20 protein-coding genes are annotated in these 23,426 nt (G+C 65.6%); 11 read left to right on the top strand and 9 right to left on the bottom strand.

Translation table 11 applies throughout. The features are described from left to right. Positions 1 to 69: 69 nt before the first annotated feature. A complete protein-coding gene (locus VB716_RS06765; protein WP_323270071.1) occupies positions 70 to 1,326 on the bottom strand; it encodes a class I SAM-dependent methyltransferase in 1,257 nt (418 codons plus the stop codon). Between the two features lie 217 nt (positions 1,327 to 1,543). Between VB716_RS06765 and VB716_RS06760 the strand changes: the two genes are divergently transcribed. From VB716_RS06760 to VB716_RS06730, 7 genes are all read left to right on the top strand, one after another. Then, positions 1,544 to 4,564, top strand: coding sequence for a phycobilisome rod-core linker polypeptide (locus tag VB716_RS06760; protein WP_322758418.1), 3,021 nt, complete (start codon positions 1,544 to 1,546; stop codon positions 4,562 to 4,564). A 520-nt stretch (positions 4,565 to 5,084) separates the two neighbouring features. Next, positions 5,085 to 5,570: an allophycocyanin gene (locus VB716_RS06755; protein WP_197156845.1), complete on the top strand. Its 486-nt coding sequence runs from the start codon at positions 5,085 to 5,087 to the stop codon at positions 5,568 to 5,570. Between the two features lie 42 nt (positions 5,571 to 5,612). Next, on the top strand, positions 5,613 to 6,101 hold the full coding sequence (gene apcB / locus VB716_RS06750; protein ID WP_197156846.1) for an allophycocyanin subunit beta: 489 nt from the start codon (positions 5,613 to 5,615) through the stop codon (positions 6,099 to 6,101). Positions 6,102 to 6,135: 34 nt separating this feature from the next. Next, entirely contained in the window at positions 6,136 to 6,336 is a 201-nt protein-coding gene (locus tag VB716_RS06745; RefSeq protein WP_197156848.1) for a phycobilisome linker polypeptide, read from the top strand. 249 nt (positions 6,337 to 6,585) lie between these two features. Then, positions 6,586 to 7,749: an FtsW/RodA/SpoVE family cell cycle protein gene (locus VB716_RS06740; RefSeq protein WP_231605678.1), complete on the top strand. Its 1,164-nt coding sequence runs from the start codon at positions 6,586 to 6,588 to the stop codon at positions 7,747 to 7,749. A 48-nt stretch (positions 7,750 to 7,797) separates the two neighbouring features. Further along, complete coding sequence (locus VB716_RS06735) at positions 7,798 to 8,538, top strand: cytochrome c biogenesis CcdA family protein (protein ID WP_197156850.1); 741 nt, start codon at positions 7,798 to 7,800, stop codon at positions 8,536 to 8,538. Beyond that, positions 8,538 to 9,947 carry a cytochrome c biogenesis protein ResB gene (locus VB716_RS06730; RefSeq protein WP_197156851.1) on the top strand — a complete coding sequence of 470 codons (1,410 nt, stop codon included), beginning with the start codon at positions 8,538 to 8,540 and terminating at the stop codon, positions 9,945 to 9,947. The genes VB716_RS06735 and VB716_RS06730 overlap by 1 nt, the downstream gene beginning before the upstream one ends. Here VB716_RS06730 and queF read toward each other — a convergent pair. Then, on the bottom strand, positions 9,935 to 10,375 hold the full coding sequence (gene queF, locus VB716_RS06725) for a preQ(1) synthase (protein WP_323270077.1): 441 nt from the start codon (positions 10,373 to 10,375) through the stop codon (positions 9,935 to 9,937). The genes VB716_RS06730 and queF overlap by 13 nt on opposite strands. A 244-nt stretch (positions 10,376 to 10,619) precedes the next feature. Here queF and VB716_RS06720 point away from each other — a divergent pair, with 244 nt between their 5' ends. Further along, positions 10,620 to 10,958 carry a P-II family nitrogen regulator gene (locus tag VB716_RS06720; protein ID WP_197156852.1) on the top strand — a complete coding sequence of 113 codons (339 nt, stop codon included), beginning with the start codon at positions 10,620 to 10,622 and terminating at the stop codon, positions 10,956 to 10,958. Between the two features lie 223 nt (positions 10,959 to 11,181). Here the strand turns inward: VB716_RS06720 and VB716_RS06715 are convergent, their stop codons facing one another. Beyond that, the gene (locus VB716_RS06715; protein WP_322758417.1) at positions 11,182 to 12,036 is read right to left on the bottom strand and encodes a TlyA family RNA methyltransferase; all 855 of its coding nucleotides are present in this window, start codon (positions 12,034 to 12,036) and stop codon (positions 11,182 to 11,184) included. A 535-nt stretch (positions 12,037 to 12,571) separates the two neighbouring features. Here VB716_RS06715 and VB716_RS06710 point away from each other — a divergent pair. Next, on the top strand, positions 12,572 to 13,015 hold the full coding sequence (locus VB716_RS06710; protein ID WP_322758416.1) for a hypothetical protein: 444 nt from the start codon (positions 12,572 to 12,574) through the stop codon (positions 13,013 to 13,015). Positions 13,016 to 13,045: 30 nt separating this feature from the next. Beyond that, positions 13,046 to 14,341: an adenylosuccinate lyase gene (gene purB, locus VB716_RS06705; protein ID WP_323270070.1), complete on the top strand. Its 1,296-nt coding sequence runs from the start codon at positions 13,046 to 13,048 to the stop codon at positions 14,339 to 14,341. A 28-nt stretch (positions 14,342 to 14,369) separates the two neighbouring features. On the opposite strand, the gene rfbC is transcribed toward purB, so the two are convergent. The 6 genes from rfbC to VB716_RS06675 all read right to left on the bottom strand — a co-directional run bounded on the left by rfbC (position 14,370) and on the right by VB716_RS06675 (position 22,270). Beyond that, complete coding sequence (gene rfbC, locus VB716_RS06700) at positions 14,370 to 14,942, bottom strand: dTDP-4-dehydrorhamnose 3,5-epimerase (protein ID WP_197156857.1); 573 nt, start codon at positions 14,940 to 14,942, stop codon at positions 14,370 to 14,372. Between the two features lie 154 nt (positions 14,943 to 15,096). Then, positions 15,097 to 16,173: a dTDP-glucose 4,6-dehydratase gene (rfbB, locus tag VB716_RS06695; protein WP_323270069.1), complete on the bottom strand. Its 1,077-nt coding sequence runs from the start codon at positions 16,171 to 16,173 to the stop codon at positions 15,097 to 15,099. 114 nt (positions 16,174 to 16,287) lie between these two features. Then, positions 16,288 to 17,178: a dTDP-4-dehydrorhamnose reductase gene (gene rfbD, locus VB716_RS06690; RefSeq protein WP_323270068.1), complete on the bottom strand. Its 891-nt coding sequence runs from the start codon at positions 17,176 to 17,178 to the stop codon at positions 16,288 to 16,290. Between the two features lie 53 nt (positions 17,179 to 17,231). After that, a complete protein-coding gene (rfbA, locus tag VB716_RS06685; protein WP_197156862.1) occupies positions 17,232 to 18,134 on the bottom strand; it encodes a glucose-1-phosphate thymidylyltransferase RfbA in 903 nt (300 codons plus the stop codon). A 218-nt stretch (positions 18,135 to 18,352) separates the two neighbouring features. Beyond that, complete coding sequence (locus VB716_RS06680; protein ID WP_197156864.1) at positions 18,353 to 21,214, bottom strand: DEAD/DEAH box helicase; 2,862 nt, start codon at positions 21,212 to 21,214, stop codon at positions 18,353 to 18,355. 9 nt (positions 21,215 to 21,223) lie between these two features. Next, positions 21,224 to 22,270 (bottom strand): bile acid:sodium symporter family protein, encoded by a 1,047-nt coding sequence (locus VB716_RS06675; protein ID WP_323270067.1) that lies wholly within the window; start codon positions 22,268 to 22,270, stop codon positions 21,224 to 21,226. A 163-nt stretch (positions 22,271 to 22,433) separates the two neighbouring features. Here VB716_RS06675 and VB716_RS06670 point away from each other — a divergent pair. Continuing rightward, positions 22,434 to 23,426: aminotransferase class I/II-fold pyridoxal phosphate-dependent enzyme (locus VB716_RS06670; RefSeq protein WP_323270076.1), on the top strand; the 993-nt coding region annotated here is incomplete at its 3' end.

Genomic DNA, 23,426 nt, shown 5'->3' with positions numbered 1-23,426 from the left:
TGAGAATCCAGTGAGTCCTGCAAGCCCGCCGAAACTCTGTTATGGCGCGCGGAATCTATCACGAGGGCCTCAGTCGCCAGGCAGCAGCAGCAGCAGGCGCTGCTCCAGCAACAGCCTGGCCGTGCTCAGCAGTTGGGCGCGGGACCAGTCCGGCAGCAACCGCTCCAGGGGCTGCTCCGGACCGGCCGCCTCAAGGGCCTGGAGCAGCAGAACACCCTCCTCCGAGAGGTCAAGCGGTGCCATGTCCGAATCCAGCAGGCTGGTACCAGGCCAGCCCCAGAGGCACGGGTTGCGCACGCCGCGGGCTTGCAGCAGAACCGTGTCATCGGACCAGTCCGGTCGGAGGATCGGCCCCTTGGAGAGAAAGAACTCAAAGTGGCTGATGTCGGGATCCAGCTCCTGCACCAGTTGCCATTGCTGCCGTTCACTCAGGGCACGGGCTCGCTCGAGCAACTCGCCCTGCAGCAGCCTGGCCGGATCCCAGACGGCCGGATTGGAGAAGCCGGCGAAAGTCAGATCCGCCGAGGCCACGAAGGCGAAGAGACGATCCAGGTCGTAACTGGTCTCCTGCGGGTGCAGGTACATGTCGGCGAAGTTGGCATCGGCGGCCGTGTCCATGGCCCAGCGCTGCTCGTGATGGCGGCGCAGGCGATTGGAGGCAGGCAGGTCGGCGAACAGCTGCCGGCCGAGCCTCAGTCCGTCGGCGCCGCTGCCCGCACCCAGCAGGCCGAGGGCGCGCTGGGTGCGGTGGATCTCCCAGCGTCCGCCATCGGCATAGAGAAACAGGTGCAGGAGCCCCCCGGGCTTGAGCCGTGAGGCCAGGGCCGCCAGGCCTGCCGCCGGCTGGCGCAGATGGTGCAGCACCCCCACGGAATTGATGTAGTCGAAGCTGCCTTCGTCGGCCAGGTCCAGCAGGCTGCGGTTCTCGATCCGCACCTGGGAACGCTCGCCGCCGCCGGAGCGACGCAGCCGCTCGCGGGCCACGGCCAGGGCACCGCTGGAGATGTCCACCGCCAGGATCTCGGAGCCGGGGTTGAGATGGGCCAGGTAATCGGTGCTGACACCCGTGCCGCATCCGGCGTCCAGCAGCCGCAGCGGTCGCCCGCCCGCAGCCGCAGCGGGCAGGGCCCCGGTACAGGCCGCATAAGCCGCGTTGACACACCAACGCCAGTTGTATCCAGGCGGCGGGCCGTCCTGGAGCGGATCGCCCGGGTAGGGAAACCGGTCATAGAAGGCACTCACCACCGGGGTGGCGGCATCGGTGCTGGCACCGGGAGCGGCATCGGTGGCAGCCGGAGGAACCGATTGCGAGCCTGCGGAAGTCATGCGGAGAGCCGGGGGGTGGGGCCGAGCTTTTCATGGCGTCCAGCCCGGACGGAAGGGATCGCATCGGGTTCGTCACGGGCCGGAGGGGCGCCGTGACCGCCTCTGGACATCCGCCCCTCCGTGGGGTCGAACCACGGGGCTGCAAACATTTGTTCATGGGCTCCCGAACGCCCGCAAGGCCAGCCGTAAGTTGTCCCAGCCCGGCTCGCTCTCGTTCATGACCGTGACCGCCAGCAGCGGCAGCACAAGGGTCACACCCCAGCTCTACGACACCCTGCCGCTCTCCAGCGTCCGTCAGGCGGAGCAGCAGGACCGATTCCCCGACGGCGGGGAACTCGACAGCCTGATCACCTTCTTCCAGAGCGGTCAGACCCGCGTGGCTGTGGCCCGGCGCATCGCCGCCAATGCTCAGACGATCGTGGCCAAGGCCGCAAACCGCATCTTTGCGGGCGGCACGCCCCTCTCCTATCTGGATGCGCCCCTCAGCAGCGGAGGCGACGAGACCCCTCTCGCCGCCGACCAGGCCGCTTTTCAGCGTTCCGTGCAGACCTTCACCGGTGCCGGAGCCGCCGCCAGCCGAGGCAACCTGATCCGTCGGCTGCTCGACGGCGCCGGCGGCGACGCCGACGTGCGCGTGATCCTGCCGACTGGTTTCAACCCGATCTCGGTGGCTGTCTACGGCACCGAGCGGATGAAGAAGTCGGTCCGTGACATGGCCTGGTTCCTGCGTTACGTCGGCTATGCCGTGGTGGCCGGAGATCCCAGCATCCTGGCGGTGAACACCCGCGGCCTGCGGGACATCCTGGAGAAAGCCTGTTCGCTGGCGGCCACGAATGTGGCCCTGCAGGAGATGCGAGCCGCCGCCGCCGGCCTGTTCAAGGGCGAGCCGGAGGCCCGCCAGCTGGTGATCGATTACTTCAACGTGCTGCTCAAGGAGCTTGAAGTGCCGACGCCCTCGGCGCGTCAACGGCTCGGCAGCCCCGAGAACCAGGGACTGCAACTGCCCGCCATCTATGCGCTCTCCGCCGAAGGTGCGCAGCGCTTCAACATGAAGCCCGGCATGAGTGGTGCCCAGAAAGCCGAGGTGATTCGCGCCGCCTACCGCCAGGTGTTTGAGCGCGACATCGTCAAGGGTTACAGCCAGGTGGTCTGCCCTGTGGAAGCAACCCAGGTGCGGCAAGGCCAGATCTCGATGCGCGAATTCATCCGTGCCCTGGGCCGGAGCAAGGAATATCGCCAGCAGTTTTATGGCCGCTTCTCCAACAGCCGTGCGGTTGAACTGGCATTCCGCCACTTCCTCGGCCGGGGCCTGAGTTCCAAGGAGGAATTCACCCGCTACTTCGACATCGTCAGTTCCCAGGGTCTGAACGGCCTGGTCGATTCGCTGATCAATACCCAGGAGTACGCCCGCGTCTTCGGCGAAGAGACCGTGCCTTACCTGCGCGATCTCGGCGAGGAAGCCCAGGAGAGCGCCGGTTGGGGGTCGAACCGGAAGCTGTTCCGCTTCAGCGCTCCGTTTGAAGGAGCCCCGCAGTACATCACCCTCTACTCGTCTTACCGCCAGCCCTTCGGCGATCAACACGCCTACGGCGGTGGTAACGATCCGCTCGGTCTCAACTACGGCGCCATCTTCCCGTCCGGCACGGCCAACGTGGCCACGCGTCCGGCTCCGTATGGTTATGACGCGCGCCGCATCCTGATTGGCAATGGCATGAGCCAGCCTGGTCAGATGGACAGCCCTCAGTTCCGCAAGGCCAAACCTCGTCGGGTCGGGCCCAAGGTGGTGCGGCTGCAGCAGATCGCCACCGGAGGCAATTCCGTGCCCCTGCGCGGTGGACAGCCCAGCATCCGCGGCACTGAAGCCAGCACCCAGGCCGTGATCCGGGCGGTCTACGTCCAGATCCTCGGGACCACGGGCTATGCCGGTGAGTCCACCAAGGTGGAGGAGATCAAGCTCGAAAACGGTGACATCAGCCTGCGCGAGTTCATTCGCCAGGTGGCCCGCTCGGATGCGTTCCGGCGCCGTTACTGGAGCGGGCTCTACATCACCAAGGCCATTGAGGTGATGCATCGCCGCATCCTCGGCCGGCCCACCTTCGGCCGCTGGGAGATCAACGCCTACTTCGACACGGCCGCACGCAAGGGTTTCTACGGCGTTGTCGACGCCATGATCAATTCCCCTGAATACAGCCAGAGCTTTGGTGAAGACACCGTTCCCTACGAACGCTTCATCACAGCGGCCGATGTCAATGCTCGGCGTGTTCCGGCCCTCAAGCGAGCCTTCAATGCCGCCGCGGTGGCTGATCTCACCCTGGCCAGGCGCCCTGACGTGGCACAGCCCCAGCGCCTGCAGACCGTGGGCGATCTGGTGCCCCGCAACCTGCCCGGTCGCCGCCAGGTGATCGTCGGTGGCTGGAGCGCCACTGTGGCCGGCGGTGAAAGCATGGCCAGCAGCCGTGTGGTCGAAGGCCCTGAAAGCATCCGCAAGGATCCGGAACCCACCCGTCGCTGGAGCCAGCCACGTTGGCAGCCCGGCGGTGGTGTCCCGATGCCCTGGCGCAGCGGCGTCGTCCCCGGCCCCGTCAAACCCCTGGGGACACCAAGCGTTGGAGGTCCGAGCTGGTCTGCCACGGTGTCCACCACGCTGGTGGCTTCGCCCGCACGCCAGCCCGGTGCGGCGATGCGACAGGCCCTGCGCCCTGGCCGTCCCCAGGGGTACGGCCGTCGCCAAAGCCTCGGCATGCCTGTGGTGCTGACCAGCCTGCGCAGCGAAGACAAGCTGCAGCAGGTGATTGAGGCCAGCTACCGGCAATTGCTCAATCGTGTTCCCTTCTCTGCCGAACGGCTTGGGGATGCGGAATCCCAGTTGCGGGATGGCCAGCTGAGCGTCGCCGATTTTGTCGGCCAGATCGCCTCCAGCAGCCTGTTCCTGGATCGGCTCAACCGCATGGCCCCGCTCCGAGCTGCCGCGGCCGCGCACCTGGCTCTGCTGGGCCGCGCCGCCCAGCCCGAGGAATCCAGTCGTTTCCTGGCTACCCGAGTGCGCAGTGGTCTGCTCAGCGCTGTGGAGGCTCTGCTCTCCAGCGACCATTACGCCCAGGCGTTCGGTCGCGACACGGTGCCCTACATCCGAGGATTGGATACCAGTGACGGCATCCCGCTGGAGACCGTGAACCGCACGGCAGCCCTCTATGCCGGCAATGCCGGCCTGACTCCAGCGCCGAAAGGGGCGATCTGAGCGAGCCTCCTCACTACTGAGATCGGATCTCGGCCTCTCCCCCTTTTCTCGTTTCATCAGAAGCGCCTTTTGCACAGGAGGGAACCGGGGCAGACCGACCAGACGAGCAGACCAGGAGCCAAAGACCAGTTGGCCCACCCCCTTGCAGGGGGTGGGCTTTTCTGTGCCCTTGAAAAAGGGAAGAGCATGCGATGACGAATTCAAGCCAGATTGCTGTCGAGAAGAAACACATCCATGCACACACGCATATCAACAACTCCGCCGAAAGCCCTTACGGGCCAAGGGATCTGCGAAATCGAGCCGCCGTGAAGAACTGTTACCGGGACCCGGAAACACTGGGAGGCTTGCCGCAGAATGAGCGGGCGGTCAGGCAATCTGGCCGCACCCACATGGCTGCGAATCTCAGACCAGCAAGGCCCCTGAACCCGGTCTGCCCTGAATTTCTGCCGTGTGGACTCCCAACCCACCCACCGGATACCGGTCTCCTCTCAGGCGACCGCTTGTTTCGAGGCAGAACTGCATGAGCATCGTCTCCAACTCGATCATCAACGCGGACGCCGAAGCCCGCTACCTCAGCCCTGGCGAACTCGACCAGATCAAGGCTTTTGTAGGCGGCGGTCAGCGTCGTCTACGCGTAGCCCAGGTCCTCAGCGAGAGCCGTGAGCGCATTGTCAAGCAGGCCGGCGGCCAGCTTTTCCAAAAGCGCCCCGACTGCATCTCCCCTGGCGGAAGCGCCTATGGCGAGGAGATGACCGCCTCCTGCCTGCGCGACATGGATTACTACCTGCGCCTGGTGACCTACGGAATCATCGCGGGTGATGTCACACCGATTGAAGAAATCGGCATCATCGGCGCCCGTGAAATGTATCGGTCCCTGGGCGTCCCCCTCGATGCCATGGCGGAATCCGTGCGCGAGATGAAGGCCGTCGCCGCCAGCATGCTGACGGGCTCCGATGCCGAAGAAGCTGGCACCTACTTCGACTATGTCGTCGGCGCCCTCTCCTGAGGCTGCATCCGTCCTTCATCCACCGCTTCACACTCAGGATTCATGCAAGACGCGATCACCAACGTCATCAACCAAGCTGACGTCCAGGGGCTTTACCTTGACGGCTCCTCCATGGGCCGCCTGGAGCAGTACTACGCCAGCGGTGAGCTGCGCGTCCGTGCCGCCGCCACCATCAGCGCCAACGCCTCCGGCATCATCAAGGAAGCCGTCGCCAAATCGCTGCTCTATTCGGACATCACCCGTCCGGGCGGCAACATGTACACCTGCCGTCGGTATGCAGCCTGCATCCGCGACATGGATTACTACCTGCGCTACGCCACCTACGCCATGCTGGCCGGTGACACCTCCATTCTGGATGAGCGCGTTCTCAATGGACTGAAGGAGACCTACAACTCCCTGGGTGTGCCCATCGGAGCCACCGTCCAGGCCATTCAGGCCATGAAGGAATCCACTGCTGCACTGGTGGGTCCCGACGCCGGCCGTGAAATGGGCGTGTACTTCGACTACATCAGCTCCGGCCTGGGTAACTGATCCCTGCTGCGGAACACCCTCGCGAGGATCCCCCATGCGTCTGTTCAAGATCACAGCCTGCATCCCCTGCCCCGAAAAGGCACGCAGTCAAAGGGAACTGCAGAACACCTACTTCACCAAGTGGGTGCCCTTCGAGAGCTGGTTCGCTGAACAGCAGCGAATCATGAAGCAGGGGGGCAAGATTCTGAAGGTCGAACTGGCCACCGGTCGTCGTCAGCAGAACGTCGGCAACTGAACACCAGGACCGGCACCATCCCTTTCACTCAGCCTCAGCCCGGCCAATGCCGGGCTTTTTTCATGGTCCAGGAACGGCTTTGATGGACAGATCTGTAGTCATGCTCTCGACAAACCGGGGGGTGGCCCGGCTGAATGGGGATCCTGCATCGCTGAAACGTTGACCGGTTCCCGTTCCAGAGCATCCCGCCGCAGCAGCGGCGAGGGTGGCAGTGGCGGCAGCTCCCTTCCAAGTGCTGCCGCCACTCGGATCGGCCCACGCGGGTTGCTCCCCCTGCCATGGTCCCAGTGGCCAGCGGAAGCGCGTCTGGTGCTTGGTTTGGTGGCCCTCTGGAGTCTGGTGGGAGTGTTGGTGCTCACCTCGGCCAGCTGGTGGGTTGCAGAACGGGAAATGGGAGACGGCGCCTTCTATGTCAAACGCCAGGTGATCTGGATGGTGGCCAGCTGGGGGCTTCTGTACCTCGGCATCTGCACCAACCTGCGCCGCTGGCTGCGACTGGCCGCTCCGGCCCTGCTGATCGGTGGTCTGCTGATCGCCGCCACGCTGGTCGTGGGCAGCACGGTGAACGGGGCCAGCCGCTGGCTGGTGATCGGGCCTCTCCAGATTCAGCCCTCGGAACTGGTCAAACCCTTCGTGGTGCTCCAGGGCGCCGCCCTTTTCTCGCACTGGCGCCGCATCGGGGCCGATCAGAAGCTGCTCTGGATCGGAGTCTTCGGAGTCCTGATCCTCCTGATCCTCAAGCAGCCCAACCTCAGCACCGCTGCCCTGCTGGGCCTGCTGCTCTGGTTGATCGCCCTGGCAGGTGGCCTTTCGCTGCAGCTGCTGGTCGGTGCCGCTGCTGCAGGAGGCCTGGTGGGCACCGCCAGCATCCTGGTGAACGAGTACCAACGGCTTCGCGTCACCTCCTTCCTGGATCCCTGGAAAGATGCCCAGGGCGATGGGTATCAGCTGGTGCAAAGCCTGATGGCGATCGGCTCAGGCGGGGTGCTGGGCGAGGGCTACGGTCTCTCCACCCAGAAGCTGCAGTACCTGCCGATTCAATCCACTGATTTCATCTTCGCGGTATTCGCCGAGGAATTCGGCTATGTGGGATCAGTGGTCTTGCTGCTGTTTCTGCTGCTGTTCGGTTTCGTGGGGCTCCGCGTTGCCCTGAGCTGCCGCAGCAACCAGCAACGGCTGGTGGCGATCGGTTGCACCACCCTGCTGGTGGGCCAGTCGATTCTCAACATCGCCGTGGCCAGCGGCGCCATGCCCACCACCGGTCTGCCGCTGCCGATGATCAGCTACGGCGGCAACTCGCTGCTCTCCAGCCTGCTGGTGGCGGGCCTGCTGATCCGCTGTTCCCTGGAAAGCAGCGGCCTTGAAGCCCCGCGTCGCAGGCGGCGGGAGCGTCAACCTGCCCCGATAGGCTGAGATCAAGATCCGTAGCCGAGGCGGGGCAGCCCCGCCCTTTCCACCCGTATGACCAGCCTCGGGCTGACTCTGGCCGACTGGGCTCGTGCCAGTGAAGATCTGCTCAGCCACTCCCTCGAGCAGCCCGGGCCCTTTACCCTTGCCCTTGTCTTCGGAGCGGGCCTGCTGACCAGCCTGGGGCCCTGCTCGCTGTCGTTGCTGCCGGTCACCCTCGCCTACCTGGCAGGGTTCGGTGCGCCATCGGCCAACCCGCTGGCCCGGCCAGCTCTGCCGGTTCTGCGCAGCGTCAGCTTTGCCAGCGGCATCGTGGCGGCCCTCGTGTTGCTGGGCCTGGCCAGCGGTCTGTTGGGCCGTCTCTACGGCCAGTTGCCCAGTCAGCTGCCCCTGTTGGTGGCGGTGGTGGCCCTGGTGATGGGCCTGAATCTTCTTGGACTGGTGAAGCTGCCGATGCCGGCCGGGCCTGATCCGGATCGCTGGCGCCGTCGTGTGCCGGCTCCGCTGGCCCCCCTGGCTGCCGGCCTCGCCTTTGGCCTGGCTGCCACCCCCTGCACCACTCCCGTGCTGGCGGTGCTGCTCACCTGGATGGCCCAGAGCGGCCGTCCCCTGGCCGGCATGCTCATGCTTACCTGCTTCGGAGCCGGACAGGTGCTGCCGCTGCTCCTGGCGGGCACCGCCGCGGCCAGCCTGCCGGGCCTGCTGCGGCTGCGGCGCATCGGTCAGTGGATTCCGACGATCAGCGGCGTGCTGCTGATCACCATCGGCGGTCTCACCCTGCTGAACCACCTCTGATGACCAGCAGCTCCGCCACCTCCTCGGGTCCGACCCGAACCCTGCAACGCCTGATCGCTGCACTGGCCGATCTGCGGCTGGCGATCGCCCTGCTGGTGGTGATCGCCATCGCCAGCGGCATCGGCACCGCCATCCCACAACAGGAAAGCGCCGAGCTGTATCACCGGATCTACGACAACCAGCCCTGGCTGGGGCTGCTGGACGGCGACGGCGTCCTGCGCCTGCAGCTCGATCACGTGTATTCCAGCAGCTGGTTCCTCGCCTTGCTGGCCTGGCTGGGCCTGGCCCTTCTGTTGTGCAGCTGGCGGCGCCAATGGCCGGCCCTGCAGGCGGCCCTGCGCTGGATCGATTACCGCTCGCCCCGGCAGCTGAGCAAGCTCAGCCTGGCGGAAACCGTGAGCCTGGCCCAGCCGCAGCAAGGCCTTGATCGCCTGGCCGATCTACTTGCCCAGCAAGGCTGGCAACTGCAACGTCATCCAGACCGCCTGGCGGCCCGCAAGGGGATCCTGGGACGGATCGGCCCCCTTCTGGTGCATGCGGGCATGGTGGTGCTGATGGTGGGCGCCGCCTGGGGCTCCCTGGGGGGGCACCGGCAGGAACAGTTCCTCGCACCGGGAAGGGAACTGGAACTGCTCGACAGCCGAGGCCGCAGCCAGCTCACCCTCGCCCTGGATCGCTTCGCGATCGAGCGCGATCCAGCCGGCCGCCCGGAGCAGTTCCGCTCTCAACTGCGCCTGCTCAACCCCGCCGATCCAACCACCGGCGAGCCCAGTGTCAAGAAGGCCGAGATCAGCGTCAACCATCCGCTGCGCTACCGCGGCATCACCCTGTATCAGGCCGACTGGGCCCTGGCCGCCATCACCGTGCAGCTAGGCCGCAGCCCTCTGCTGCAACTGCCGCTGCAGAGCTTCCCGCAACTGGGTGAACAGATCTGGGGCCTGGTGCTGCCCACCCGTCCGGATGGATCAGAGCCGGTGCTGCTCAGCCTCAGCAGCGAGGACGGACCGGTGCAGGTGTTCGGGCCCGACGGCCAGAGCCTGGCCCAGCTGGTGCCCGGTGGCCCCGCTCAGGAGGTGAAGGGACTGCCGGTCCGCGTGGTCAGCGTGTTGCCGGCCAGCGGCATCCTTCTGAAACGAGACCCTGGTGTGCCGCTCGTCTACACGGGCTTCGCCATTGCCCTGGCCGGCGGCGCTGCCAGCCTGATCGCCACCCGGCAGCTTTGGGCCATCGCGGAATCCTCAGAATCGGCAGACAGCATCGAAAGCTCAAACGGGCTCAGCAGCGACCGTCCAGGCCGTCTGCACGTGGCCGGACTTTGCAACCGAAACCTCACGGCCTTCTCTCAGGAGCTGCCGTCCCTGCTGGCCCAGCTGGACCTGGAGAGGTCCACCGGCGCTCAGCAGGCCTGACGGGTGCCATGGGACACCCGCACCACGGTGTGGACATTGCCTCGGGGGTTGAAATCGGCCAGGAGCTCCATCCAGACCGGCTCGGCCGCAGCCATAAGGTCGTCGAGGATGCGGTTGGCCACCTCCTCGTGGGAAATGGCGCGATCGCGGTAAGCGTTCACGTAGAGCTTCAGGGCCTTGAGTTCCAACACCCGGGGGCCGGGCTGGTAGAGCAACCGCAGCACGGCGAAATCGGGATAACCGGAAAAGGGGCAAGTGCAGGTGAACTCCGGCAGCTCGATCGAGACCTCATAGGCCCGCCCCGGGCGAGGGTTTTCAAAGCAGATCAGCTCAGCCTCGGCAATCGCCCGCTCGCCGTAGCGAGGGGTACGTGTCTGGTTTTCCGGGGAGGGGGTTGCGGCACTGCCGGCAGCAGAGCCACTGGCGATCGCATTGGACGAGGCGGCGGTCACGGGGCTCAGGCGGAGAAAGACAGACTCCTTCACTGGGTCTGTCAGGGGTTTCGGATGATACCGATGCGACCCGCCCGGTCGCGACCCACGCGAGGCCACGCCCCAGGTCACGCCCGTAGCCGTTGCTACGACGAACCCACCAAAGCTCGGGTCTGATGGAAAGGTTTCCTCCTCTCCGGGGCCTTTCCTGAGAGACTTCAAACAGCCCCAAGCAGCTTCCATGAAAAAAGTCGAGGCCATCATTCGTCCCTTCAAGCTTGAGGACGTCAAGATCGCCCTGGTCAATGCCGGCATCGTCGGCATGACCGTGAGTGAAGTCAGGGGTTTCGGCCGGCAGAAGGGTCAGGTGGAGCGTTACCGCGGCTCTGAGTTCACAGTGGAGTTTCTGCAGAAGCTCAAACTTGAAATCGTGGTGGATGACGGCCAGGTGGACACCGTGGTGACGGCGATCCAGGATGCGGCTCGTACCGGCGAGATCGGCGACGGCAAGATCTTCGTGAGCACGATCGATTCTGTGATCCGCATCCGCACCGGCGAGCGGGACAGCGGCGCCATCTGATCCCCTGGGACCAGCACGGCCGCTGGGCAAAGAGCTCAAGTCAGCCCTTCAGCCATCTGAAGGGCTTTTTTGTTTTCTTTCCTCGCGAGAGTTCCAGCCTCTGCGGGGATCCGACCGCATCCCATCGTGGCGGATCTATCGGACGCGCCAAATGGCTTCAGTCCGCCAGGAGACCTTCATCCGCACCGGCCAAGGCAACGCTCCTTGAGGTTTCGGCCCCCCTTCAGGTTGTGGAGAGAGTGGCTGACACCACCTGCTCCAAGGCCGTTCGACGCTCCTGCTCGGTGCCCGCCAGCAGAGCTGCGGGATCAGAGCTCCCGCCATTGGCCACAGGGGCTCCGCATAGCCATAACAAATATTCATGATTACCAGCCGGTCCCGTGATCGGCGAAGCCACCAAGCCAAGAGGACGCAGGCCCTCCCGAGCAGCCGCGGTGATCACCCGATCAATGGCGTCGGCATGGGCTAAGGCATCACGCACCACCCCACCCTTGCCAACCCGTTCACGGCCAACCTCAAATTGCGGTTTGACGAGCACCACAAGTTCAGACGTGGGGCTCAGGAGACGACCCAATGCCGGCAACACCAGCGAAAGCGAGATGAAGGAGACATCCGCCACCGCCAGATCCGGCCAGGGATCCTCTGGTGCATACAGCTGATCGGGATGGAGGTGGCGCAGATTGGTGCGCTCCTTGAGCACCACCCTTGGATCTGTGCGCAGGCTCCAAGCCGTCTGGCCATAGCCAACGTCCACGCCGTACACCCGCGCGGCTCCGTGCTGGAGAAGGCAATCAGTAAATCCACCGGTGGAGATGCCCCCATCAAGACAGACACGCCCAGCCACCCGGATCGGAAAGTTTTCCAGGGCAGCTGCTAGCTTCTCGCCGCCACGGGACACATAGCGTGGAGGCTGCTCCACTTCCAGAGCGCGATCCAGTGCAACCGGCAGACCAGGCTTGTCCAGGATCTGGCCACCGCTGCGAACCCGTCCGGCACGAATAAGCTGCTGCGCCTGCTGGCGTGTAGCAGCAAGGCCCCGTTGCACAAGCTCCTGATCCAGCCTCTGCTTACCTGCCATGGATCGCGACCAATTTCGATAACGCCAGGCAGCTTCGTTGGAGGAATGCGCCCTCTTCAAGCATACGACCTCAACTGCTTGACACACTCAAAGACCGGCACGACAATCCGTCCCATTTCAATAGCGCACCCTGAATTCAAGAATTCAGGAATTCCTTCCCAGGTCAACTACGACAAGAGCAACCGCGCGTTGCATCCAGTCCTTTCCAAGAGATCTTAACGCCTCCTTCAACTCCTTACGCCCATGCCATCGACAGATTAGCATGATTAACACGAAAGAAAGGTGAAGACGACCTTGCAGACTCTGTGAATTCGCCTGCCCATGCGAGCCAACTTCTCCGATCAATCTTTCACTCATGCATGGCCAGGAAGACACAGCCAGCTCCATGGATGGCAATGAATCAGGCCTGTAGCAATCTTCAAGATTTCACCGACACTCAACTCCTGGATGAAAATTCTATTTCACAACCATTCCAGGAGCATTGTCGTGATTACCCTTCGCTGACCCGTTTCGACATTTCATCAAAAGCGCAGGCATGGCGGCCATTATCTTCACATTTGCCCGTCTGCCATTCCACATGATCCTCAGAGAGAATTTTTTGCATGCCGTGGTGATGAATCTGCCGCCTGGAAAGACGAGCTTTGACCAAAGCGGCGACAGAGGCACAACCAGATTCTCCAACGCTCCAGGAACCGTAAGCCGCACTGGCAGCAGTAAAGAACCGAATACCATCGTCCTCGAAGATCGGGTCAACCTTGGCAAGTCAGGCAACTCCATCCCTGAAGCAAAGCATCACTCTGGTGAGAACGTCCCTGTTCCACGACATCGTGAACGGCATCCGCGGGACTTTTCACCACACCTTCCCCCTTTGAAACCTCTGGATGTTCCATGTCATCGCTGCCGAAAAACCCTCGTGATTCTTGCTCACAGCCAGCCAATGAAGGGCATCATCGGCTGGCTGTCGCCCGCTTCGCCATAGATTGGGCCGGTCGTCGCCACGCGCTGGCCCTTGATCGAGCGTTACACCCTGCCCGCCATGGGCCAGATCTGGAGTGAAGAGGCGAAATTCCAGAGCTGGCTGGATGTGGAGATCGCCGCTACTGAAGCCAATCATCGCCTCGGTCGCGTTCCTGCCGAAGCCCTCGCCACCATCAAAGCCAGAGCTCGCTTTGAGGTGCCCCGCATCCTCGAAATCGAGGCGGAGGTGCGTCACGATGTGATCGCCTTTCTCACCAACGTGAACGAGCACGTGGGGGATGCCGGCCGCTACATCCATGTGGGGATGACCAGCTCCGATGTGCTCGACACCGGCCTGGCCCTGCAGCTCAAGGCCTCTGCTCAGCTGCTGCGTCAGGAGCTGGATGCTCTGGCCTGCGCCCTTCAGGCTCTGGCCCAGGAGCACAAAGACACCGTGATGATCGGCCGCTCCCACGCCATTCATGGCGAGCCGATCAGCTTCGGCTTCAAGGTGGCGGGCTGGCTGGCGGAGGTGGTACGCAACCAGGAGCGGCTCGAACGTCTCGAGCAAGTGGTGAGCGTGGGCCAGATCAGCGGCGCCATGGGGACCTACGCCAACACAGATCCCCAGGTGGAAGCGATCACCTGCGAGATCCTCGGCCTGGTGCCCGACACGGCCAGCACCCAGGTGATCGGCCGCGACCGCCACGCCGAATACGTCCAGACCCTAGCCCTGGTTGGAGCGGCCCTGGAGCGCTTCTCCACCGAGATCCGCAACCTGCAGCGCACGGATGTGCTGGAGGTGGAGGAGAACTTCGCCAAGGGCCAGAAGGGCAGTTCCGCCATGCCCCACAAGCGCAACCCGATCCGCAGCGAGCGCATCTCCGGCCTGGCCCGCGTGCTGCGCAGCTACGTGGTGGCCGCCCTGGAGAACTGCGCCCTCTGGCATGAGCGCGACATCAGCCACAGCTCGGTGGAGCGCATGATGCTGCCCGATTGCTCGGTCACCCTGCACTTCATGCTGCGGGAAATGACCGACGTCGTGAAGGGTCTGGGGGTCTACCCGCAGAACATGGCCCGCAACATGAACGTCTACGGCGGCGTGGTGTTCAGCCAGCGGGTGCTGCTGGCCCTGGTGGCCTCAGGGCTGAGCCGCGAAGAGGCCTACCGGATCGTGCAGCGCAACGCTCACACCGCCTGGAACACCGAAGGCGGAAATTTCCGCGCCAACCTCGAGTCCGATGCTGACGTGACAAGCCGCCTCAACGCGGAGCAGCTGGCCGCCTGCTTCGCCACCGACCTGCACCTGGCCAACCTGGGGGTGATCTGGGAGCGGCTGGGGATCTGAGGGCTGCAGCGATTGAGCACGCAGCTCCTCAGGCCTTCTGGCCTGAAGCCGGCAGCAGCGCCGGATCCTGGCCCGCCAGGGTGGGATTGGCCAGGTCCTTGACCGAGAGCTGCATCTCCACCCCTGGCGGCAGGTCGGGCCAGACAATGCCAACGGTGGGATCGTTCCAGGCGATCCCCTGTTCCGATGCCGGATGGTAATAATCCGAGCAGAGATAGCAGAAATCAGCCAGCTCACTGAGCACCAGGAAGCCATGGGCGAAGCCCGGCGGCACCCAGAGCTGCTGGTGGGTCACGTCGTCGAGCACCGCACCCACCCACTGGCCGAAAAAGGGAGAGCCGCGGCGCACATCCACCGCCACATCGAACACCGCCCCGCGGGAGCAGCGCACCAGCTTGCCCTGGGTCTGCACCAGCTGGTAGTGGAGACCGCGCAGCACCCCCTGGCGGCTGCGGCTCTGGTTGTGCTGCACCAGCGGCGGAATTCCGGCCTGATCCAGCACGGTCTGGCGTGCCGTTTCCACAAAAAAGCCGCGGGCATCCCCGAAGACCTGCGGCTGCAGCAACAGCACCTCGGGGATGGACTGGGGAATGATCTGCATGACGGTGAAACGCAGCCGGGGTAGAGAAGAGAACCGAGACAGGAAAGAACAGAACTGCAATGCGTCCAGACAAGAACGGTCCAGGACAACAACGAATCCAGAGGGAGACAACATCAGGGAACCCCAGGGCTGGGGAATCCCGAAGCCTCAGGGCTCAGGCTCCCAGGGAGGCTCCGTACTGCGCTTCCAGGTAGCCGCTGTACTCCGGCGAGAGCAGCGGCTCCCACCAGCCACGGTTGGCCAGATACCACTGCACCGTGCGCCGCAGGCCTTCCTGCACCGTCACCTGGGGCTCCCAACCCAGCGTGCGGCGAATGTGGGAAGCATCAATGGCGTAGCGACGGTCATGGCCGGGGCGATCCGCCACGAAGCGAATCAGCTCGCGGCAGGGCCGCACCGGCAGATCCGGCGCCAGCTCCTCCATCAGGTCGCAGAGGAGAGACACCAGATCGAGGTTGGCCACCTCGTTGTTGCCGCCGATGCAGTATGTGCTGCCAGGCTCGCCGGCCAGCAGCACCCGCTCCAGGGCCCGGCAGTGGTCGTGCACGTACAGCCAGTCGCGCACATTAGAGCCATCGCCATAGACCGGAATCGGCCGGCCGAGCAGGATGTTGATGAGCGTGAGCGGGATCAACTTCTCAGGAAAGTGATAAGGCCCGTAATTGTTGGAGCAGTTGCTGACCAGCACCGGCAGCCCGTAGGTGTGCTGCCAGGCCCGGGCCAGGTGATCGCTGGCGGCCTTACTGGCGGCATAAGGCGAGCGGGGCGAATAAGCGGTGGATTCGCTGAAGGGAGGATCCTGCGGCTCAAGGCTGCCGAACACCTCATCGGTGCTCACATGCAGGAAGCGCCAGTGCTCGGGTGAGCCTTTGGCCAGCCAATGGACCCGGAAGGCCTCCAGCAAGGTGAAGGTGCCGCCCACATTGGTGCGGAGGAAGGCACCGGGGCCGCTGATCGAGCGGTCGACGTGGGATTCAGCCGCCAGATGGGCCACATGGCTGATGGCCTGCGCCTGGAGCACCTCGGTCACCAGAGATGCATCACCGATATCGCCATGCACGAACTGGACTCGGCCCGCATCGATCAGGGGCCCAATCGTGGCGAGGTTGCCGGCGTAGGTGAGGGCATCGAGCACCACCAGGCGATCCTGCGGATGGGTGGCGGCCCAGTGATGCACCAGGTTGCCGGCAATGAAGCCGGCACCGCCGGTGATCAGCAGATGGCGGGTCATTGATCAGAAAACAACACGGAAGCTTTGAGGTTGAGACCACTGGGGGTGGCAGTGTCATCCGCCTGACCGGGGGCTACATGGAGCCTCATCGCAACGAAGTCATCGCAAGCCCCCTCATCGCCAGGCCTTCAGGCAATGCCGCAGATCCTCGTGCCAGTTCGGCAAGGGAAGGCCAAAGGCCGCCTCGAAGCGGGAGCCATCCAGCCGTGAGTTCGCCGGTCGGGCCGCTGGGGTTGGATAGGCACTCGACGGGATGGCACTGAGGGCGGGGGCGCGCTCCAGCAGGCCGAGATCCACCGCCTCCGCGAAGATCGCGGCGGCAAAATCGTGCCAGCTCACGGCGGGTTGGCCGGCGTAGTGGTAGGTGCCCCAGGGCAGCCCTGTGGCGATGGCTGGCTCGGCCAGGTGCAGCAGGGTGCGGGCGATCGCTTCGGCACTGGTGGGGCCACCGATCTGGTCATCCACCACAGACAGGGCCGGACGATCCCTACCCAGCCGCAGCATCGTGCGAACGAAACTGGAGCCCTGGATGCCGAACACCCAGCTCACCCGCAGCAGCAGGTGGGGACCACCGGCCGCCCGTAGCGCCTCCTCCCCGGCCAGCTTGGTTGCGCCATACACCCCCAGGGGGCCGGTCGGATCATCTTCACGCCAGGGCGACTCACCACAGCCGTTGAACACATAATCGGTGGAGAGGTGCATCAGGGGTAGATCCCGCGCCGCACAGGCCTGGGCCAGCACACCCACACCAACGGCATTCACCGCGTGGGCGAGCTCGGGCTCGCTTTCGGCCCGATCCACCGCCGTGTAGGCGGCGGCATTGATCACCAGGGCAGGCGCCAGCTGATCGAGCATCGCTTCCAGCTGCAGGGCCAGTTCGTCCGAAGGAGCCGCCAGATCGATCGCAGGCCGCCCTCCCGCCACCAGGGAGCGATCGGGCAGCAACACCGGTGCCAGGGCCTGCAGGGCGCTCGCCACCTGGCCGCTGCGACCGATGAGCAGCACCGGGGCCGAAGAGAACGAGGTCGTTCGAGAAGAGCTGGCAGGAACAGGAGTGCTCATGCGCAGCGCTCCGCCAGGAGGCCTTCGAGATAGGCGCCATAGCCGCTTTTGTGGAGCGGTGCCGCCAGCTGTGCCATCTGGTCATCACTGATCCAGCCCTGCCGCCAGGCCACTTCTTCGGGGCAGCCGATCTTGAGCCCCTGCCGTTTTTCGAGGGTGCGGATGTAGCTGCCCGCCTCATGCAGGGAATCACAGGTACCGGTGTCCAGCCAGGCCATGCCGCGGCCCAGCAGTTCCACCTGCAACTGCCCCCGCTCCAGATACAACCGGTTCAGGTCGGTGATCTCCAGCTCACCACGCGCCGACGGCCTCACCTGATGGGCCAGCTCCACCACCTGGGCGTCATAGAAATACAGACCGGTCACGGCGTAGTTGGAGGCTGGCACCGCCGGCTTTTCCTCCAGGGAGGTGACACGGCGCTGGGCATCGAACCCCACAACGCCGTAGCGCTCCGGATCCGCCACCCGATAGGCGAACACCGAGGCACCATCACCTCGAGACGCTGCAGTCTGCAGGGAAATCGAGAGATCGTGCCCATAGAACAGGTTGTCGCCCAGAACCAGGGCCGCCGGATGCCCGTCCAGAAAGGTCTCCCCGATCAGGAAGGCCTGGGCCAGGCCATCGGGGCTGGGCTGCTCGGCGTAGGAGAAGCGCACACCCCAGCGGCAACCATCGCCGAGCAGATCCTGGAAGCGAGGCAGATCATGCGGGGTGGAGATGATCAAAATGTCCTGGATGCCCGCCAGCATCAAGGTGGTGAGCGGGTAATAAATCATCGGCTTGTCGTAAACCGGCAATAGCTGCTTGCTCACCGCCTGGGTGATCGGATGCAGGCGTGTGCCACTGCCACCGGCCAGGATGATGCCGCGGCGACCAGAGGACTTGAACGAACCTGACAAGAATTCACGAGTGCTGGCGATACTTTCCCACAGGCGTGTGGTCGATCCCTGGCCTCCTGATCCACCAGGATGGATTCTGAGCCAGTGAGCTGGGATTCATCTGAAGGGTGTCGTCTAGGCAGGGTCTGGATAGCCCAGGAATATGCTTGAACCAAGGATTGAGAGTCGTGTCCCAGTCTTGACGGCAGTTTCTCGGCAGGCGGTTGTCCAGAGGATCCCTAGAGGGTAGGGCTGTCCCCAGGAGCCACAACCACAGCCTCACTTGCTACCGCCGACCCAGATCCAGATCCCGCCGGGGCGGCAGCCTGTTCCACCAGATCCTCGATTTCGCAGACGGGGAAGCGGTTGATCGCCTGCAGGGCACGGCGGGAGTTGCGGCGCAGCTGCTCGCTGATCGCCTCGCAATAGGGAATCTGGGCGAGCAGATCCACCGTGCGGCGCAGGATGCGCACCACGTCGCCTTCATCGAGGGAGGTGCTGGCGATCACATCGGTCCAGCTGGCCCCTCGGGCCCAGGCCTCCACCAATCCCGTGAGTTCGGGCTCCCACCAGACCGGCACCACCACCTTGCCGCGCTCCTGCTGGCGCTGCAGCTCCCGCCGCAGGCCGCGCAGGTCGTGCAGGGCTTCCTCCACCGCCGGTGGCGGAGGGAAGGCGCACCAGAGATCGGGGCGATTCACCTCCGTGGAGATCGCCTCGAGCACTGCGGCCAGCTCGGCGGGGTCGAGCCCATCGAGATGGCCACTCATCAGAGCGAGCCCCAACCAGAGCTCGTTGTCGCCCCGCAGGGCCGCCACGGTGCGGCCCACTTCCGTGGGCTCCAGCCCCTCCGCTCCATCCAGCCCCCCGAAGAAGCGCAGGATGTCGATCAGGGCCAGGAACGTATCCCAGTGGCGGTTGGAGCGGTGATGCAGCAGCGTCTGGCGCTCCTCGATCTCCACCGCGAGCTCCTCCATGCGGCGATGGTGCTGCTTGAGCCGCTTGCGGTCGCCCCACCGATGGGCCGGATGCAGCTCCAGCTCCTGCTCGAGCTGCTGCACCAGCCGCGCCTGCTCCTGCACCTCACCGGCCAGGTCGAACTGGGGGGTGCTCATGTCGTGGCGACGGGCCATCGAAGCCACCGCCAGGGCCAGACCACCGCTGGCCTGGTCGCCATGGCGCAATTCACCCTGATGCTGCAGCTCCGGTGGATCCAGCTGGCTCACCTGCAGGCAGCTGAGCTCGGCATGCAGGCTCACCACGGCATTGCAGGGGAGCAGCAGCCACTGGTTCTCATCGGTGAGGCAGAGCAGCAGGGGGAACTGGCCGGGTCCGGGCACCTTCCGCACGATCACCGCCGGTGTGACCCGACCCCGCAACTGGGGTGCCCGCAGGCTCACCAGGGTGCCCTCGCTGGAGAACTGCAGCGCCAGGGTGAGTTCGTGCACCAGGGTCTCCTCGGCCTGGTGCTGCAGGATCCGCAGCAGGCGGCGCTCCTCGCGCAGGCGGCCGCGCTGCTTCTCATAGTCTTCGAAGTCGTCCCAGGGCACATCGCCGCTGCCGGCCTCCAGGGAGGCGAGCTGGGCCCCCAGTTCGGCAATGCGGGCCTCGTCGTCCGCCAGGTCGAGGGTGGCGAGATACCGCCCGAAACTGCGTTCCACCAGCTCCCGCGCCTTGGCCAGGTCGTAGCGCTGCAGCAGGTTGAGCACCATGCCGTAGCTGGGGGTGAACTGGCTCACCAGCGGATCGGCCGGGCTGGTGGCCAGAGCCCCCGCTTCCCGCACCCCCTCGAAGCGGCTCTGCACCGTCACCACATAGCCCTGCACATCGAGGCCGCGCCGGCCCGCCCGGCCTGCCATCTGCAGGAACTCGCTGCCCATCAGCGGGCGGTGGCCCCGCTCGGTGCGCTTGGACAGCGAGGAGATCACCGTGGTGCGGGCCGGCATGTTGATGCCCGCCGCAAGGGTTTCGGTGGCAAACACCACCTTGATCAGGCCTTGCTGAAACAGATCCTCGATCAGCTCCTTCCAGGCCGGCAGCACACCGGCGTGGTGGGAGGCGATGCCCCGCAGCAGCGGTTCGTCGTGCCCCTCCCGCACCGCCTCCGGCGTAGCGGCCACGTAAGCCTCAAGGCGCACCGCAATCCGCGCCTGTTCCTCAGGGGTGACCAGGCAGAGCCTGCCCATGTCGCGCACGCCCTTGTCGCAGCCGCGCCGGCTGAAGATGAAGTAGATCGCCGGCAGCATGTCCCGCTCAGCCATCTGGGCCACCACGAACGCCAGGGGCGGCGCCTCGGGCTGGGGCGGTCGCGGCGGCTTGGGACCCTTGCGGCGGGTGGTCTTGGGAGGCCGCCAGACCTTGCAGTTGGGGTGCAGCCCCGTTCCTTCGTCGTTGAGCAGGGGGTGGAGACCCTTGGCACTGCAGAAGCTGAAGGCCAGCGGCACCGGCCGGAAATCGCTGTGCACCAGGCGGGTGGGGCCGTGCACCCGCTCGATCCAGTCGGTGAGCTGGCCGGCATTGGCCACCGTGGCGGAGAGCGCCACCAGCTGGATCGGCGGCGGGCAGTGGATGATCGATTCCTCCCAGACGGTGCCGCGCTGGGAATCATTCATGTAGTGGCACTCATCCAGCACCACCGCCTCGACATCCGCCAGGGGGTCGTCGTCGGGATGGTCGATCTCCGCGTAGAGCATGTTGCGGAAAATCTCGGTGGTCATCACGACGATCTGGGCCTCGCGGTTGAGGCTCAGATCGCCGGTGAGCAGACCCACCTTCTCCGCCCCGAACTGATGGCGGAAATCACGCAGTTTCTGATTGGAGAGGGCCTTGAGAGGCGTGGTGTAGAAGACCTTCTGGCCATGGGCCAGGGCGCGGTGGATGGCGTACTCACCCACCAGGGTCTTGCCAGAACCGGTAGGGGCACTCACCACCACCGAATGCCCCTGATTCAGCGCATCAATCGCCTCGAGCTGGAAGGGATCGAGCGAAAAGGGAAACAGTTGGTCCAGCGCGGGCACTGTCGGAGAGTGACCAGCCTGAGAAAGACCATCCTGGGAGGGACCAGCCTGGGGCGAATCAGCGCGTTGGCCGGGGCTTGGCATGGGCGGATCCTAGGGGCGGGCTGGCCCGGATCCGCTGCGGGAACGCCACCAGGCGGCCAGCAGGCTGCCCAGCACCGCGTGCACCACAGCCGAGATCGCACCGGGCAGGGCTGTGAGTGGGCTGGTGAAGGCCGAGCGGGCCAGCACCACCGCCAGGCCCGAGTTCTGCATCCCCACCTCGATGCTCACGGTGCGGCGCACCGCCAGGCCCGCGCCCCAGCTGCCATAGCCCGCCAGGGCAGGAATCCAGTAGCCCAGCAGGAAGCCGCCGCCATGGAGCAGCAGCGCCGCCAGCAGCAGCAGCGGCCCCTGGGCCAGCAGGTTGTCGCGCTGGCTCCCCACCACGCTGGCCACGATCAGCACGATCGCCACCACCGCCACCGGCGGCATGAGCGGCTCCACCCGCCGTGCCGCCCGGGGCGTCCAGCGTTTCAAGGCCACCCCGAGGGCCACCGGCAGCAGCACCACCTGCAGCACATCCAGCAGCAGCTTCCAGCCATCCACCGGCACGTAGCGGCCTGCCAGCAGGCTGGCCAACAGCGGGGTGAGTCCAACCGCCAGCAGGGTGCTGAGGGTCGTCATCACCACTGAGAGCGCCACATCCCCGCGCCCGATCAGCGTCACCACATTGCTGGCGGTGCCGCCCGGGCAGCAGCCCACCAGGATCAGGCCCACCGCCAGGGCAGGCTCCAGCCGCAGCCCCCAGGCCAGCAGCGCCGCCAGAGACGGCATCACCAGGTACTGGCAGATCACCCCCAGGCCCGCCGCTGCCGGCCGGGCCAGCACCCGCCGGAAATCCGCGAGCTGCAGCCCCAGCCCCATGCCCAGCATGATCACCGCCAGGGCCCAGACGATCGCCGGCCCCTTCAGCCAGGTGAACAGCTGCGGAAACGGCAGCGACAGCAGCACCGCCGCCAGGGTCCAGAGGGGAAAGAGCAGGGTGAACCGTTCCAGCAGCTTCAGGTGCGGCGGCAGGGCGGCGGGCGGCGCAGCAGGTTGCGGCGGGGCTGCTTGCGGCGGTGGGGCCATCGACGGCAGATCAATCTTGCCGCCCATCCTGCTCAGCGGAACTGAAAGCACCAGTGCAAGACCCCTCATCAGTACAGGGGACAACGGGCGACAGCCTGGCGCTGCTTAGGGTGGGTGGATGCGGCAGCCAGTGCCGGTGCCCGAGCCGATCAGCACAGCCCCCCACTGGCGTGAGCAGCTGATCGCCAGCCTGGCCGCCCTGCCGACCGAACGCCACCGCCGGATCCGCACCTTCCGGCCCGGCGGCAGCGCCGCCTCCTTGCAAGACGCGCACGCGAACGGCACCCCCCTGCTCGATCTGGCCAGCAACGATTACCTGGGCCTGGCGCGCCATCCGGCCCTGGCCCGGGCCGCAACGGCCTGCCTGAACGAGGAAGGCCTCGGTGCCGGCTCCTCACGGCTGGTCTGCGGCAGCCGGCCCATTCACGAAGTCCTGGAGCGAGCCCTGGCCCACTGGCTCGGCCGGGAACGGGTGCTGCTCTTTCCAAGCGGCTTCCAGGCCAATCTCGCCGCGGTGACAGCCCTGGCGGATCGCCACAGCCTGGTGCTGGCCGACCGGCTGATTCACCACTCCCTGCTGGTGGGCGTGCAGGCCAGCGGTGCCCGGCTGCAGCGCTTCCGCCACAACGATCTCCGCGACCTTGACAGGCGTCTGTTGGCGGCGCGCCAGGCCGATCCGGGGCGGCGCCTGCTGGTGCTGAGCGAAAGCCTGTTCAGCATGGAGGGCACCAACCCGCCTGTGGAAGCCCTGGCGCGGCTGTGCGGGCGCCATGGGGCCCTGCTGCTGCTGGATGAGGCCCATGCCCTGGGGGTGCTGGGACAGGGGGGCCGCGGCCTGGCCTGGGGACTGCCCGCTGTGACCCTGGTGAGCGGCACCTTCGGCAAGGCCTTCGGTGGGGGCGGTGCCTTCCTCGCCAGCGATGCCCTGGTGGGCGACTGGCTGCTGCAGCGCAGTGGCGGATTCCGTTACACCACAGCCCTGGCACCGCCCCTGGCGGCGGGGGCGCTCGCCGCGCTGGAACTCCTGAAGAACCGGGAAGCCTCTGGCCAGGAGGCCGGCCCGGCGCTGCTGGAGCGTGCCCGGCGTTGGCGCGATGGCCTTGCGGCTGCAGGCTGGCCCAGGCCCGCCGGCCACGGCCCGATCCTGGCGCTGCTGGTGGGAGACGACCAGGGAGCGCCCGAC

The sequence above is a fragment of the Synechococcus sp. CCY9201 genome (genome assembly GCF_034931105.1).
Lineage (GTDB): Bacteria > Cyanobacteriota > Cyanobacteriia > PCC-6307 > Cyanobiaceae > CBW1002.
Note: the sequence above shows the minus strand (reverse complement) of the source record. Positions and strands in the feature narration are given on the sequence as shown.